At 59.6% G+C, this 14,118-nt stretch carries 15 protein-coding genes; 11 read left to right on the top strand and 4 right to left on the bottom strand.

The genetic code is table 11. The features are described 5' to 3' along the window. Nucleotides 1-3: 3 nt before the first annotated feature. From clpA to EDE09_RS22810, 3 genes are all read left to right on the top strand, one after another. Nucleotides 4-2,541, top strand: coding sequence for an ATP-dependent Clp protease ATP-binding subunit ClpA (gene clpA / locus EDE09_RS22800; protein ID WP_112798324.1), 2,538 nt, complete (start codon nucleotides 4-6; stop codon nucleotides 2,539-2,541). 84 nt (nucleotides 2,542-2,625) lie between these two features. Then, nucleotides 2,626-3,375, top strand: a complete 750-nt coding sequence (locus EDE09_RS22805; RefSeq protein ID WP_112798321.1) for an AzlC family ABC transporter permease — start codon at nucleotides 2,626-2,628, stop codon at nucleotides 3,373-3,375. Continuing rightward, the gene (locus EDE09_RS22810) at nucleotides 3,372-3,719 is read left to right on the top strand and encodes an AzlD domain-containing protein (protein ID WP_112798319.1); all 348 of its coding nucleotides are present in this window, start codon (nucleotides 3,372-3,374) and stop codon (nucleotides 3,717-3,719) included. Before EDE09_RS22805 ends, EDE09_RS22810 begins: the two co-directional genes overlap by 4 nt. Here the strand turns inward: EDE09_RS22810 and EDE09_RS22815 are convergent. Genes EDE09_RS22815 through EDE09_RS22830 form a run of 4 tightly spaced genes read right to left on the bottom strand, consistent with a single transcriptional unit; the run spans nucleotide 3,716 to nucleotide 6,575 of the window. Further along, nucleotides 3,716-4,147, bottom strand: a complete 432-nt coding sequence (locus EDE09_RS22815; RefSeq protein ID WP_132413008.1) for an HIT family protein — start codon at nucleotides 4,145-4,147, stop codon at nucleotides 3,716-3,718. The genes EDE09_RS22810 and EDE09_RS22815 overlap by 4 nt on opposite strands. 25 nt (nucleotides 4,148-4,172) lie before the next feature. After that, nucleotides 4,173-5,366, bottom strand: a complete 1,194-nt coding sequence (locus tag EDE09_RS22820; protein ID WP_112798314.1) for a GNAT family N-acetyltransferase — start codon at nucleotides 5,364-5,366, stop codon at nucleotides 4,173-4,175. Between the two features lie 10 nt (nucleotides 5,367-5,376). Continuing rightward, nucleotides 5,377-6,108, bottom strand: a complete 732-nt coding sequence (locus EDE09_RS22825; RefSeq protein ID WP_162712315.1) for a glycerophosphodiester phosphodiesterase — start codon at nucleotides 6,106-6,108, stop codon at nucleotides 5,377-5,379. Then, nucleotides 6,105-6,575 carry a RidA family protein gene (locus EDE09_RS22830; protein WP_112798312.1) on the bottom strand — a complete coding sequence of 157 codons (471 nt, stop codon included), beginning with the start codon at nucleotides 6,573-6,575 and terminating at the stop codon, nucleotides 6,105-6,107. The genes EDE09_RS22825 and EDE09_RS22830 overlap by 4 nt, the downstream gene beginning before the upstream one ends. 109 nt (nucleotides 6,576-6,684) lie before the next feature. Here EDE09_RS22830 and EDE09_RS22835 point away from each other — a divergent pair, with 109 nt between their 5' ends. The 8 genes from EDE09_RS22835 (at nucleotide 6,685) to rseP (ending at nucleotide 14,015) form a co-directional block, all read left to right on the top strand. Further along, the gene (locus tag EDE09_RS22835) at nucleotides 6,685-7,530 is read left to right on the top strand and encodes a cell envelope integrity EipB family protein (protein WP_112798310.1); all 846 of its coding nucleotides are present in this window, start codon (nucleotides 6,685-6,687) and stop codon (nucleotides 7,528-7,530) included. Nucleotides 7,531-7,742: 212 nt separating this feature from the next. Beyond that, on the top strand, nucleotides 7,743-8,510 hold the full coding sequence (gene rpsB, locus EDE09_RS22840) for a 30S ribosomal protein S2 (RefSeq protein ID WP_105372505.1): 768 nt from the start codon (nucleotides 7,743-7,745) through the stop codon (nucleotides 8,508-8,510). Nucleotides 8,511-8,761: 251 nt separating this feature from the next. After that, on the top strand, nucleotides 8,762-9,688 hold the full coding sequence (gene tsf, locus EDE09_RS22845) for a translation elongation factor Ts (RefSeq protein ID WP_105372507.1): 927 nt from the start codon (nucleotides 8,762-8,764) through the stop codon (nucleotides 9,686-9,688). A 212-nt stretch (nucleotides 9,689-9,900) separates the two neighbouring features. After that, a complete protein-coding gene (gene pyrH, locus EDE09_RS22850) occupies nucleotides 9,901-10,623 on the top strand; it encodes a UMP kinase (protein WP_105372508.1) in 723 nt (240 codons plus the stop codon). A 45-nt stretch (nucleotides 10,624-10,668) separates the two neighbouring features. Continuing rightward, a complete protein-coding gene (frr, locus tag EDE09_RS22855; RefSeq protein WP_105372509.1) occupies nucleotides 10,669-11,229 on the top strand; it encodes a ribosome recycling factor in 561 nt (186 codons plus the stop codon). A gap of 51 nt (nucleotides 11,230-11,280) precedes the next feature. Continuing rightward, on the top strand, nucleotides 11,281-12,024 hold the full coding sequence (locus EDE09_RS22860) for an isoprenyl transferase (protein WP_105372510.1): 744 nt from the start codon (nucleotides 11,281-11,283) through the stop codon (nucleotides 12,022-12,024). Beyond that, complete coding sequence (locus EDE09_RS22865; protein WP_105372511.1) at nucleotides 12,024-12,857, top strand: phosphatidate cytidylyltransferase; 834 nt, start codon at nucleotides 12,024-12,026, stop codon at nucleotides 12,855-12,857. The genes EDE09_RS22860 and EDE09_RS22865 overlap by 1 nt, the downstream gene beginning before the upstream one ends. A 36-nt stretch (nucleotides 12,858-12,893) precedes the next feature. Further along, nucleotides 12,894-14,015, top strand: a complete 1,122-nt coding sequence (rseP, locus tag EDE09_RS22870) for an RIP metalloprotease RseP (RefSeq protein ID WP_105372512.1) — start codon at nucleotides 12,894-12,896, stop codon at nucleotides 14,013-14,015. Nucleotides 14,016-14,118: the final 103 nt, after the last annotated feature.

A 14,118-nucleotide genomic window follows, 5' to 3' on the forward strand; every position in this document is an offset into this window, starting at 1 on the left:
GACGTGCCAACATTTTCGCCTAGTCTTGAAAAGGCGCTGCATCAGGCACTGACCTTCGCGAACGAGCGGCATCACGAATATGCCACGCTCGAACACCTGCTTCTGGCATTGATAGACGATGCCGATGCGGCGGCGGTTATGGGCGCTTGTAACGTCAATTTGGAAGCTCTTCGCAAGACCGTTATGGATTATGTTGATAACGAGCTTGCCAATCTCGTCACCGGTTACGACGAGGATTCGAAGCCGACCTCCGGCTTCCAGCGCGTCATTCAACGCGCCGTCATTCATGTGCAGTCCTCGGGTCGCGAAGAGGTGACCGGAGCAAACGTTCTCGTCGCGATCTTTGCAGAACGGGAAAGCCATGCTGCTTTCTTCCTGCAGGAGCAGGAAATGACCCGCTACGATGCGGTCAACTATATTTCTCACGGTATCGGCAAGCGTCCGGGTTCCTCCCAGACCCGCACGCCGCGCGGTGCCGAGGAAAGCGAATCCGACGCCAAGCCTGCGCGCGACCAGGAAGAGGGTTCGGCCAAGAAGCCGCAGGATGCCTTAAAGGCCTATTGCGTCAATCTGAACGAAAAAGCCCGCGAGGGCCGCATCGATCCTCTCATCGGCCGTAACGCCGAGGTCAACCGGACGATCCAGGTCCTGTGCCGCCGCTCCAAGAACAACCCGCTCTACGTGGGCGATCCGGGCGTCGGCAAGACGGCAATCGCCGAAGGCCTTGCAAAGCGGATCATCGAAGGAAAGGTGCCTGAAGCGCTTGCAGATGCCACCATCTTTTCGCTCGACATGGGCACGCTGCTCGCCGGCACCCGTTATCGCGGCGATTTCGAGGAGCGGCTGAAGCAGGTCGTCAAGGAGCTTGAGGATTATCCGGGCGCGGTTCTCTTCATCGACGAGATCCACACCGTCATCGGCGCCGGCGCCACGTCCGGCGGCGCGATGGATGCCTCCAACCTCCTGAAGCCCGCGCTTTCTTCGGGTGCGATCCGCTGCATCGGATCTACCACCTATAAGGAATACCGCCAGTTCTTCGAAAAGGACCGGGCTCTGGTTCGTCGCTTCCAGAAGATCGACGTCAACGAGCCCTCGATCGATGATGCGATCGAGATCATGAAGGGCCTGAAGCCTTATTTCGAGGATTATCACAAGCTGCGTTACACCAACGAGGCGATCAAGTCCGCCGTGGAACTATCGGCGCGCTACATCTCCGACCGCAAGCTGCCGGACAAGGCGATCGATGTGATCGATGAGACCGGGGCGGCTCAGATGCTTCTGCCAGCCTCCAAACGCCGCAAGCTGATCACCGAGAAGGAGATCGAAGCCACGATCGCTACGATGGCGCGGATTCCGGCAAAAACCGTGTCGAAGGATGACGAGATGGTTCTCGCCAACCTTGAGAAGGAACTGCGTTCGGTTGTCTACGGACAGGACGCGGCGATCGAGGCCCTTTCGACGGCGATCAAGCTCGCCCGTGCAGGCCTTCGCGAGCCGAACAAGCCGATTGGCTCTTACGTCTTCTCCGGCCCGACGGGCGTCGGCAAGACGGAAGTGGCCAAGCAGCTCGCTTCATCGCTCGGTGTTGAGCTGCTGCGGTTCGACATGTCCGAATATATGGAACGCCATACGGTCTCGCGGCTGCTCGGCGCACCTCCCGGCTATGTCGGCTTTGACCAGGGCGGTCTCCTGACCGACAGCGTCGACCAGCATCCGCACAGCGTCGTCCTGCTCGACGAGATCGAGAAGGCGCATCCGGATATCTATAATATCCTGCTGCAGGTCATGGACCACGGTTCGCTGACCGACCATAACGGCAAGAAGATCGATTTCCGCAACGTCATCCTGATCATGACGACCAATGCGGGCGCATCGGAAATGGCCAAGGCCGCGATCGGCTTCGGTTCGTCGAAACGCACCGGTGAGGATGAGGAGGCGCTGAATCGCCTGTTCACACCCGAATTCCGCAATCGTCTCGATGCCGTCATCCCGTTCGCGCCGCTGCCGACGGAGGTCATCCATCAAGTCGTACAGAAGTTCGTCATGCAGCTCGAAACGCAGCTTTCCGAACGCAACGTCACGTTCGACCTGCATCAGGATGCCATCGCCTGGCTGGCAGACAAGGGATACGACGAGAGAATGGGCGCACGCCCGTTGTCGCGGGTCATCCAAGAACACATCAAGAAGCCGCTTGCAAACGAGATCCTGTTCGGCAAGCTGCGCAAGGGTGGTGTGGTGAACGTCACGGTCGGCAAGGGCGAGGACGGCAAGGACAAGCTTGTCCTGGATGCCATTCCGGAGGCGACGCCTGTGAAGCCGAAGCCTGAGGCAGAGGTGGAAGAGGCCGTCGAAGAGACCGAAGCGAAGGTCTCGAAGCCCAAGGCACCGAAGAAGTCGGCGCCGAAGGACAAGGATGGCGGTTCCGCAAAGGCGCGTGCCATGGTCGATGCCGACGTGATCGCCGAGACCACGCCGCCGGGTGCTCACAAGGCGCCTGCGCGCAAGGGCTCGACGGTGCCGCGCGTGCCGAAGAGTAAATAAGGCTCTTAGATCTAGCCATTGCGATGCCGGGCTTGCCCCGGCATCGTCTTTTTTGTGAGTCTCTCCGATACCGCCGGAATGCCGATGTCTCCAGATAGCGACGACCGCAGCGCCTTGTCTTGGTTCCTGACCGGCATGCGGGGCATGTTTTCGCTGCCGGCGCTGATCCTCATGACTTCGATCGTCGGGTTCAGCGCCTTCGCACTTGAATCCGGCTTGACGCGCGCAGAGGCGGTTTTCATGTCGTTCGCGATCTGGGCGCTTCCGGCACAGGTGATTTTGGTCGGCACCATGGCCAGCGGCGCCAATATAGCCGCCTGCTTTCTCGCGGTCACACTGTCCTCGATCCGGATGATGCCGATGGTGGCCTCGGTCATCCCGGAGATGCGGACGAAGCGGACGCCGACATGGCTCCTTCTGATCCTGTCGCATTTCGTCGCGATCACGGCGTGGGTCTTTGCGATCACGACGTTGCGCAACGTGCCACGCGAGCATCGTGCAGTCTATTTCGCAGGCTTTGGCGTCACCCTGACGACGAGCGGCACACTGGTGGTCGCGATTTTCTACGGAATTGCTGCAAGCTTCCCGCCGCTGATCGCTGGCGTGCTTTTCTTTCTGACGCCGGTCTATTTCAACGCGTCGATCTGGGCGAGCGCAAGCCAGCCTGTGGTAAAACTGGCCTTCGTCATGGGCGTGGTTCTCGGACCGCTTCTTGCGCTGGTCACACCTGAATTCGACGTACTGTATGCCGGAATCGGAGGAGGGACTGCCGCCTACCTCATCGATAGGTGGAGGCGGAAGAAAAGGCGCGGCACGAAGGCAGGTTCACGATGATCGACGAGTACTGGACCTTTATCGTTATCTTTGTTGCCGGTTTCCTTGCAACGGACGTCTGGCGCTGGCTCGGCGTCGTCGCCGGCAATCGGTTGAACGAGGAGTCCGAGGCGCTTTATTGGGTAAGGGCGGTGGCGACATCGCTCGTGATGGCCGTTACGGCGAAGCTGATCGTCTTTCCGAACGGCACGCTGGCGGAATCGCCGCTCTGGCTTCGGCTGGGCGCTGCCGGCATCGGTTTTGCCGTCTTTCTGGCGACCGGACGCAAGGTTGCGGTCGGTGTCGCGGTGCCGATGGCGCTCCTGATCGCCGGCCTCTGGTGGACCGGCTTTGGAGACCGTTAGTTGCCGAGCTCGCCGATGATCTTTTCGGCATTGGCAGCAAGCACCTCATTGTCCTCCATCTTGCCCGAATGAGGCTTCAGCGCCAGCCCTTCGTAGCGCGGTATGACGTGGAAGTGCAGGTGGTAGACCGTCTGGCCGGATGCCGGTTCGTTAAACTGGATCACCGTGATGCCGTCCGCCTCGAAAGCCTCCTTCGCGGCTTTGGCAAGCTTCTGAACGACCGGTATCAGCTTCGAAAGCACCGCCGGATCGGCATCGAGAATGTTGCGGGACGGCGCTTTCGGGATCACCAGCAGGTGACCGGGCGACTGCGGCATGACATCCATGAACGCCAGTGTATCGTCATCCTCATAAATCCGGTGACAAGGGATCTCGCCACGCAGGATCTTTGCGAAGATGTTGTTGGTGTCGTAGATCTGGCCGCTCATCCTGAATCCTCTCCTTGAGTTCTCGTCAATCTTCATGCTGGCGCTCGCCCTTGCGGAACGGGCTGTGCTCGGACAGATACTCGTTCATGTATTCCACGTCCTGCCGCTCCCGTTCCAGATAATCGGCAACCGCGCGGCGAAGCCCTGGATGGGCGATATAGTGCATGGAATGAGTGGTGACAGGCAGATATCCGCGTGCCAGCTTGTGTTCTCCCTGCGCGCCGGCCTCGACCCGTTTGAGGCCCTTGGCGAGCGCAAAGTCGATCGCCTGGTGGTAACAGACCTCGAAATGCAGGAAGGGATGGTCTTCGATGCAGCCCCAATGCCGTCCGTAGAGTGCGTCCCCGCCGATGAAGTTGATCGCGCCGGCGATATATTTGCCCTCGCGCTTGGCCATCACCAGCAGGATGTCATCGCGCATGCGCTCGCCGACCAGGGAATAGAATGAGCGGGTCAGGTACGGGCGTCCCCATTTGCGGCTTCCCGTGTCCATATAGAAGTTGAAGAACTGGTCCCAGATCTCCTCGGTGAGATCTCGCCCGGTCAGCCAGTCGATCGAAATGCCGTTGTCCAATGCCGCACGCCGCTCTTTCCTCAGTGCCTTGCGTTTGCGCGACGCGAGCGTTTCCAGGAAGGCCTCGTGATCGGCATAACCTTCGTTGATGAAGTGGAATTGCTTGTCCGTCCGGTGCAGGTAGTCAGCGTCCTCAAAGGCGGCAAGCTGGTCTTCCGGAATGAACGTGACATGCGCGGACGAAACTCCGAGCTGACGTGTCACCTCTTGAAGACCGGCTGCAAGCGTCAGCTCCGTCGTATCCTTGTCATAGCTTTCGGCGACGAGCAGTCGCGGCCCGGTCGCCGGGGTAAAGGGTACCGCGCACTGCAGCTTCGGATAATATCGCCCGCCGGCCCGTTCGAATGCGTCCGCCCAACCGTGATCGAAGACATATTCGCCCTGGCTGTGGCTTTTGAGATATCCCGGAACCGCGCCGATCAGAGCGCCGCGGTCGTCCTCAAGGAGCAGGTGGTGACCGTGCCAGCCGGTCCGGGCGGTGGCTGACCCGGATTCCTCCAGCGACGAGAGAAAGGCATGCGACAGGAAGGGATTATAGGGGGTGTCCGAGGTCGGAGCTTTCGAAGCGCCTGAAAGGCGCGACCAGCTTTGTGGGCTGATCGCGCAGAAGGATTTTTCGATGCGGATGGTGAGATTGCCGGTCATATTCTCAAATTTAAGCGGCGGGAGCCTCCCGCGGATCAAAACCTTCAAACGTCATTTGGTCTGCGTATTTATAGGTATGTTCGCGGCCGTTTACATCCCTTACGGTCCAGGTGATGACGGGAATTCCTGTTTGTCTCTGGGCGGTGATGAACGTGTTCGGCAGATGGGAATAGCGGTAGGAAATGAAATCCAGGCCGAGTTGCATCGCCTCGTCATGCGCGAAAAATTCCCCCGGCTTGCTGCCTTCGGCAGTGAGGCCGAGCGGATAAGGTGAGCCGGCCCTTTTCAGATCACGCAGGATGTGGTGGTCGAAGCTCATCAGAGCGACCTTTCCCTGGTAGTCTTCCAGCACCTCCAGCACCGCTTCTGCAAACCCGTCGTCTTCGCCTTCACCCACGCGCCCCTTGATCTCGATGACCAGCGGCACCCGTCCGGCCACCAGGTCGAGCATCTGCTTCAGCGTCGGAATTTTGTCCTTCGTGCCGCCGACGGCAAGCATTCCTAGCTCGGCCGATGTCCGTTCCCGCACATCGCCTTTGATGCCGCAGAGGCGTTCCAGGTCGTGGTCGTGAAAGATCACCGGCACGCTGTCCGCGGCGAGCTGAACGTCGCATTCGATTGCGAAACCGGCTTCGGCGGCGCGTTCGAAGGCCGAAAGCGTATTCTCCCAGATCTGCTGGTTCATGTCATGATAGCCGCGATGGGCGACGGGAAGGTTCTTGATCCAGGAAACGGCGCTCATGCTTCGATCTCGATGATGGCGTCGACTTCGACGGAGGCATTCAGCGGCAAGGCGGCCATGCCGACGGCGGCGCGGGCATGTTTGCCTGCTTCACCGAGAACATTGGCGATGAGGTTGGAAGCGCCGTTCATGACGAGATGCTGTTCCACGAAATCCGGTGTCGAGGCGATGAAACCGTTGAGCTTGAGAACGCGGCGGATTTTGCCGAGGTCGCCCCCGAGGGCCGCCTTCGCCTGGGCGAGGATGTTGATGGCGCAGAGTTCGGCGGCCCGCTGTGCAGCCGGCACGTCCACGTCGCGGCCGACGAGACCGGTCACCGCCACTTTGCCGCCTTCGATGGGCAGTTGGCCTGAAAGATAAAGCGTATTTCCGCTGATCGTATAAGGCACATAATTGGCCGCAGGCGCCGCGGCTACGGGGAGAGTGATTCCCAGTTCCTTCAAACGGCCTTCGATGGCTTCGGTCATTTTCGACTCCCGTTTTGTTGTAAATTCTTCAAAAATCTTGCATCAAGGCCATAACCTCAACCCATGGCGTTCTTATAACACCCGGACTGAGTCCAACAGGAGATTGTGAATGTTGCGCATAAGCCTAAGGGTGATCCTTGCCGGCGGCGTCAGCCTTGTGGCTTGCGCTTCCGCGGACGCCAACACCGATAGCGCCTCCCGCGCATTGGTGCCGCATCGCGCAATTTACGACCTGAAGCTCAAGGACGCCTCGGAACGCTCCGGCATCGAAGGCATGGTCGGGCGCATGGTCTACGAGTTCACCGGCTCGCCCTGTACCGGTTTCTCGACCAACTTCCGGCTCGTCACAAAGATCAATACGGGAGAGGAGACGCGGCTCAGCGACCAGCAGACCACGACTTTCGAGGACATGGCCGCCCGCCAGTTCCATTTCGAGACCAAGTCCTTCACCGACGAGCAGCTCGACAAACAGATCAGTGGTGAGGCGAGCGTGGCGGAAAACGGCGTGAAGGTGGAAATCACCCAGCCGGACGGCCGCGAAGTTGATCTGCCGGCGAGCGTCTTTCCGACCGGCCATATGCTTGACGTCATCCAGAATGCCAAGGACGGCAAGAATTTCTTCGAAGCGCGCGTCTTCGACGGTTCCGAGGACGGCGACCAGGCGCTGCTCACGACGACCGTCATCGGCAAGCAGCAGGAGCCGGAAAAAGGCGATGTCGACGCCGACAAAGCCGGCGAATTTTCCCGGGCGCCGTTCTGGCCGGTGACGATCGCCTATTTCAACGAAACGGCCCAGGGCGATCCGACACCCGTCTACAATATGTCGTTCAAGCTCTATGAAAACGGCGTCACCCGCGATCTGACCATGGATTATGGCGACTTCGTCCTGTCGGGCAGCCTCACCCGGTTGGAGCTTCTGAAACAGCAGGATCCGTGCCCGGCGCCGGCAAAGTGATCTGATCTTACCGTTAGGGCCCGGCTCGACGATGATCCGAGACTTTTTTGCCGATACCCTTGCTTTTGCGCCAAATCGCATGTATGGGCACCGGCATTCCACACGTAAGGCATGGGATCGTCCGGGAGAAATCCGGGCTTTTCCGCCGGTGGCATTCCCGAAGGGTTTGCTGTTCGCCTTGCGGAGGTTCAACCGGAAAAGGAGAAAAAGGCATGGCATTGCCTGATTTCAGCATGCGCCAGCTTCTGGAAGCTGGTGTTCACTTCGGCCACCAGACCCATCGCTGGAACCCGAAGATGAAGCCGTATATTTTCGGCGATCGCAACAATATCCATATCATCGACCTGGCTCAGACCGTTCCGATGCTGTCGCGCGCCCTGCAGGTCGTGTCCGACACCGTCGCTCGCGGCGGCCGCGTCCTGTTCGTCGGCACCAAGCGCCAGGCTTCGGAACTCATCGCTGATTCCGCCAAGCGTTCGGCTCAGTATTACGTCAATTCCCGCTGGCTCGGCGGCATGATGACGAACTGGAAGACCATTTCGAACTCGATCCAGCGTCTGCGCAAGCTCGACGAGATCCTCGGTTCGGAAGCTTCGGGCTTCACCAAGAAGGAGCGCCTGAACCTCGAGCGCGAACGCGAGAAGCTGGAAAAGGCTCTCGGCGGTATCCGCGACATGGGCGGCGTTCCGGATCTGATGTTCATCATCGACACCAACAAGGAAAAGATCGCCATCGACGAAGCGAAGCGCCTGGGCATCCCGGTCGTCGCCATCATCGACTCCAACTGCGATCCGGACCTCATCGACTATCCGATCCCGGGCAATGACGACGCTTCGCGTGCCGTCGCTCTTTATTGCGACCTGATCGCTCGCGCCGCCATCGACGGTATCGCCCGTCAGCAGGGCGCCTCGGGCCGTGACATCGGCGCATCCGCTGAAGCTCCGATCGAGCCGGCGCTCGAAGGCGAAGCCGAAGCCTAAGGCTTGCCTGGAGCGGTGACTGCCGCTCTGCTGTACGAGTTCGACCGAGGCCAGAGATACCGCTATCCCTGGCCTCAGTCGTTTAAGATCAAGACGATGGTCTCCGCCGGCCTTGCGCTAATCGTTGAGACAATCTCTGCCGTGATGTCCTTCATCACGCTGTCATACTTCCGGGTACATTCGTCCCAAAACTTTGGTGTCGCCGATGGTTTTCCGGCAATACCCAACTTAAACCGACAAGAGGCATGAAAATGGCTGAAATCACCGCTGCATTGGTCAAGGAACTGCGCGAAAAGTCTGGCGCAGGCATGATGGACTGCAAGAAGGCGCTTGCTGAAACCAACGGCGACATCGAAGCAGCGATCGACTGGCTGCGCGCTAAGGGCATTGCAAAGGCCGACAAGAAGTCCGGCCGCACCGCTGCCGAAGGTCTGATCGGCGTTGCCAGCGCCGGCACCAAGGCAGTCGTCGTCGAAATCAATTCCGAAACCGACTTCGTGGCCCGCAACGATGCCTTCCAGACCATGGTTCGCAGCGTTGCCGATGTAGCACTCGGCACCAACGGCGCGGTTGATGCCGTCGGCGCGGCAACCGTTCCGGCGACCGGCAAGTCGGTCACCGACACCATCAAGGACGCGGTTGCTACCATCGGCGAAAACATGAGCCTGCGCCGTTCGGCACTGCTCTCCGTCGAGGACGGCGTTGTGGCGACCTATATCCACAATGCTGCTGCCGATCGCGTCGGCAAGCTGGGTGTTCTGGTGGCCTTGAAGTCGACCGGCAATAAGGACGCGCTGAACGCAATCGGCCGTCAGGTTGCCATGCACATCGCTGCGACCAACCCGCTGGCAATTCGCCCGGAAGAAGTCGATGCCGCTGTAGCCGAGCGCGAACGGAACGTCTTTATCGAGCAGTCCCGCGCCTCCGGCAAGCCGGACAACATCATCGAGAAGATGGTCGAAGGCCGCATGCGCAAGTTCTTCGAAGAAGTTGCTCTTCTTTCGCAGGCTTTCGTCATCAATCCTGACCTCACCGTCGGCGCCGCCGTGAAGGCTGCCGAAAAGGAAGTCGGCGCTCCGATCGAAGTAACCGGCATGGCCCGCTTGCTGCTCGGCGAAGGCGTCGAAAAGGAAGAGACGGATTTCGCGGCGGAAGTCGCGGCAGTCGCCAAGGGCTGATATCCGCCGATAGACCTCGGGAGCGCCTTTGCGGCCTGCCGGAGCATCGGGAAAACAAGGAGATAGGGTCGCTCGTCAATTCGGTGAAAAGATGAGCGGCCGTCTCTAAAGCGATTAAAAACGGAAGGGCACCGGGTGACAAGCCGGTGCCCTTCGTGTATCCGCAAGCCGTTTGTGTTCTCCGCAGGCAGTTTTCATTTCAAGGAGCCTTCATGTCGCCCAAGCCAATCTATAAGCGCGTATTGCTCAAGGCCTCCGGAGAAGCCCTGATGGGCAGCCAAGGGTTCGGGATCGACGTTAATGTCGCCGACCGCATCGCTTCGGATATCGCCGAAGCCTGCGCCATGGGCGTAGAGGTCGGTGTGGTCGTCGGCGGCGGCAATATCTTTCGGGGCGTTGCCGTGGCGTCCAAGGGGGGCGACCGGGTGACCGGCGACCACATGGGCATGCTGGCGACGATCATCAACGCTCTTGCGCTGGCCACGTCCCTTCGCAAGCTGGATGTCGAAACCGTTGTCCTGTCGGCGATCTCGATGCCGGAAATCTGCGAGAGCTTTTCGCAGCGGCGCGCCGTGCACCACATGGCCCAGGGCAGGGTGGTCATCTTCGCCGGCGGCACGGGAAACCCCTTTTTCACCACCGATTCGGCTGCGGCGCTGCGCGCCGCGGAAATCGGCGCCGAGGCCATCTTCAAAGGCACGCAGGTCGACGGCATCTATTCGGCCGATCCGAAAAAGGATCCGGCCGCGACGCGTTTCGAGACATTGACCCATGGCGAGGTGCTCGGCAAGGGATTGGCGGTGATGGACGTGGCGGCGGTCGCGCTTGCCCGCGAAAACTCCATCCCGATCATCGTGTTCTCGATCCACGAGAAGGGCGGTTTCGCTCAAATCTTGACCGGCGGCGGCCGCAAGACCATCGTAACGGACAACTGAGGCGCGGCGCTGAAGGCCGCCAGATAATGATACGGGAGTAGACGGATGAGTGGAGCAGTTGATCTCAACGACATCAAGCGCCGGATGGACGGCGCCATTGCCGCTTTCAAGAGCGATATCGCATCGCTCAGGACCGGCCGGGCCTCGGCCAACATTCTCGATCCGGTGACGGTCGAAGCCTATGGCTCGCGCGTGCCGCTCAACCAGGTGGCCAACATCACCGTTCCGGAGCCGCGAATGCTGGGCGTGTCTATCTGGGACAAGTCCATGGTCAACGCCGTCGATCGCGCGATCCGCGAATCGCATCTCGGTCTCAACCCGATCGTCGACGGGCAGAATCTGCGCATTCCGCTTCCGGAACTCAACGAAGAGCGCCGTAAGTCGCTGGTCAAGGTCGCGCATGATTATGCCGAAAAAGCCAAGGTCGCGATCCGCCACGTACGGCGTGACGGGATGGACGGCCTGAAAAAGGCCGAAAAGGACGGCGTAATCGGTCAGGACGACAGCCGGTCGCAGTCGGAAAAGGTGCAGAAGATGACGGACGATACGATTTCCGAAGTCGACCGCTTGCTTGCCGACAAAGAAAAGGAAATCATGCAGGTCTAGCGCAGGCGTCTCTTGAGCCTGATCTTGGCCGCTAAAGGACCCGCATCAAATATGGCGAATCCCGAACTTGCGATCATTCCTCAACACGTTGCGATCATCATGGATGGCAACGGCCGCTGGGCAAACAAGCGTGGGCTTCCCCGTACGATCGGTCACAGCAAAGGCGTGGAGGCGGTTCGGGAATCGGTGCGTGCCGCTGGCGAGGCGGGCGTCAAATATCTGACGCTTTTTGCCTTTTCTTCGGAGAACTGGAGCCGCCCCCATTCGGAGGTGAACGATCTCCTTGGTCTTCTCAGGCGTTTCATCCGTCGTGATCTGGCGGAACTTCACCGTGAAAACGTACGTATCAGGGTGATCGGCGATCGAGACAACCTGCGAGGCGACATTCTGCCCTTGTTGGTGGAGGCCGAGGAGACGACGCGACACAACACCGCTCTGACGCTGGTGATCGCTTTCAACTACGGCGCCAGAGACGAGATCGTCAGAGCCGTCGTAAAACTCGCCCGTGATGTCGAGGCGGGCGTTCTGAAGGCCTCGGACATCGACGCCGACATGATCAGCAGGAATTTGGACACCGCCGACATTCCGGATCCCGATCTTATTATACGCACAAGCGGCGAGGAACGGTTGTCGAACTTTCTGTTGTGGCAGGCCGCCTATTCGGAACTGGTGTTCCTGCCGGACTACTGGCCGGATTTCGATCGGAATCTGTTTTTTGACGCATTGAAGGTTTTTGCGTCCCGCGACCGTCGTTTTGGCGGTCTGTCGAGCAAGACGGCCGCGGTGGTTGGCTGATGAGCAGTGAACTCAGGCTTCGGATCATCTCCGCCTTGATTCTGGCGGCGATCGTGCTGGCGGCAACATGGTTCGGTGGCTTTTCCTTCCGCCTCGTCGCTGCCGTGATGGCTGTCCTGATCTATTACGAGTGGTCGACGATTACCCGGCTCGATGAACGGGATTTTCACACCAATGCCTTCAGCTGGGTCGCCGTTCTGCTGATCGCGGTCAATATCGTCTTCGGAGAGAAGGATCTGGCGATTCCGCTGCTTGGCGGGTCTGTCATCACCGCCATTCTTCTGGTTCTGTGGCGCAAGGGCAGCTGGTGGTCGCCGGGCGGCATCGTTTATGCAGGATTGAGTGGCATTTCGCTTTCGGCAATCCGGGCGGACGACCAGGCCGGATTCGTGGCGACGATCTTTATTTTCGCCGTCGTCTGGGCAACCGACATCCTGGCCTATTTCGTCGGCCGGGCACTCAAGGGTCCGAAGCTGGCCCCAAAAATCTCGCCGGGAAAAACGTGGTCCGGCGCGATCGGCGGCACCATTGCCGGCGTGGTTGCGAGTTCGGCGGTAACATTGGCTGTCTTTTCCCGGCTGTCCTTTTGGACCGTCGTCATCGCCTTCGCGTTGTCGGTGGCAAGCCAGGTCGGAGATCTCTTCGAATCGTTCATCAAGCGCCGGTTCGGCGTCAAGGATTCCAGCCATCTCATTCCCGGGCATGGCGGTGTTATGGATCGGGTGGATGGCCTCGTTTTTGCCTGTTTCGCGGCGTTTCTGCTAACTCTTGTCTATACGGCCGCTACAGGCCATCTTGATATACCGGTGGCTGGTTTTCTTTTCGGGCTTTGAGACCTCGCCGCCATCGCATTTGAAACGGAAACTTTGATGGCCATCCTCAGCTTCGTCACCGGCTATATCATCCCATTCATTCTCGTTCTGTCGCTGCTCGTGTTCGTGCATGAAATGGGACACTACCTCGTCGGACGTTGGTGCGGCATCCGATCGACCGCCTTCTCCGTAGGCTTCGGCCCCGAACTCCTGGGCTTCACCGACCGCCACGGTACACGCTGGAAGATTTCAGCGATTCCTCTTGGCGGCTACGTCAAATTCTACGGCGATGACGATGTTGCGAGCCTGCCGGATGCGAGCGGCCTCGTCGGCATGACGGAGGAGGAGAAGGCGCAGACGCTGGCTGGCGCGAAACTGTGGAAAAGGGCGGCGACGGTAGCGGCCGGGCCAATCGCCAACTTCCTGCTGGCGATCGCGATCTTTGCCGTGTTGTTTAGCGTCTATGGAAAAGTGGTTGCCGATCCTGTCGTTGCCGAAGTCCAGGCAAACAGCGCGGCCCAGGCCGCCGGCGTTCAGCCTGGCGACCGACTGGTGGCGCTGGATGGCACACGCATCAGGACCTTTGACGACGTGCGGCGTTACGTCAGCATCCGTCCGGAAACGCCGATTGTCGTGACCGTCGACCGCAACGGCCAGGAAATCGATCTGCCGATGCTGCCGAAGCGCACCGAGATCACCGATCAGTTCGGCAACAAGGTCGAGCTGGGCCTGATCGGCATCGTCACCAATGAAGAGCGCGGCAAATTCCGGGTCGAGACTTTTGGCCCGCTGCAGGCGGTGGCTGAAGGCGTAAAGGAGACGGGCCACATCGTCACGGGCACGGTCCGCTATATCGGAAACCTCGTAACCGGCCGCATGAGGGCCGATCAATTGGGGGGACCGGTGCGCGTTGCGCAGGCTTCGGGTCAGATGGCAACGCTGGGCTTTGCCGCCGTCGTGCAGCTTGCCGCCGTTCTGTCCGTTTCCATCGGTCTTCTCAATCTGATGCCTGTTCCGGTTTTGGACGGTGGACATCTCGTTTTCTATGCAATAGAGGCGGTTCGTGGCAAACCGCTGGGAGCCGGTGCACAGGAGATTGCCTTTCGCATCGGTCTCGCAATGGTGCTCAGCCTGATGGTATTCGCGACCTTCAACGACATCAGCAATCTCATTGGCTGATGCCCTCAAAATCGTTGAAGGAAACTGTTTATTTACTATGTTTTCAACTCTTGCGTGGCCATTGGGTCACGCCTGAGAAGGAAGTAAATAGAAATTAACACGA

This window comes from Neorhizobium sp. S3-V5DH (genome assembly GCF_004343065.1).
GTDB lineage: Bacteria > Pseudomonadota > Alphaproteobacteria > Rhizobiales > Rhizobiaceae > Neorhizobium > Neorhizobium huautlense.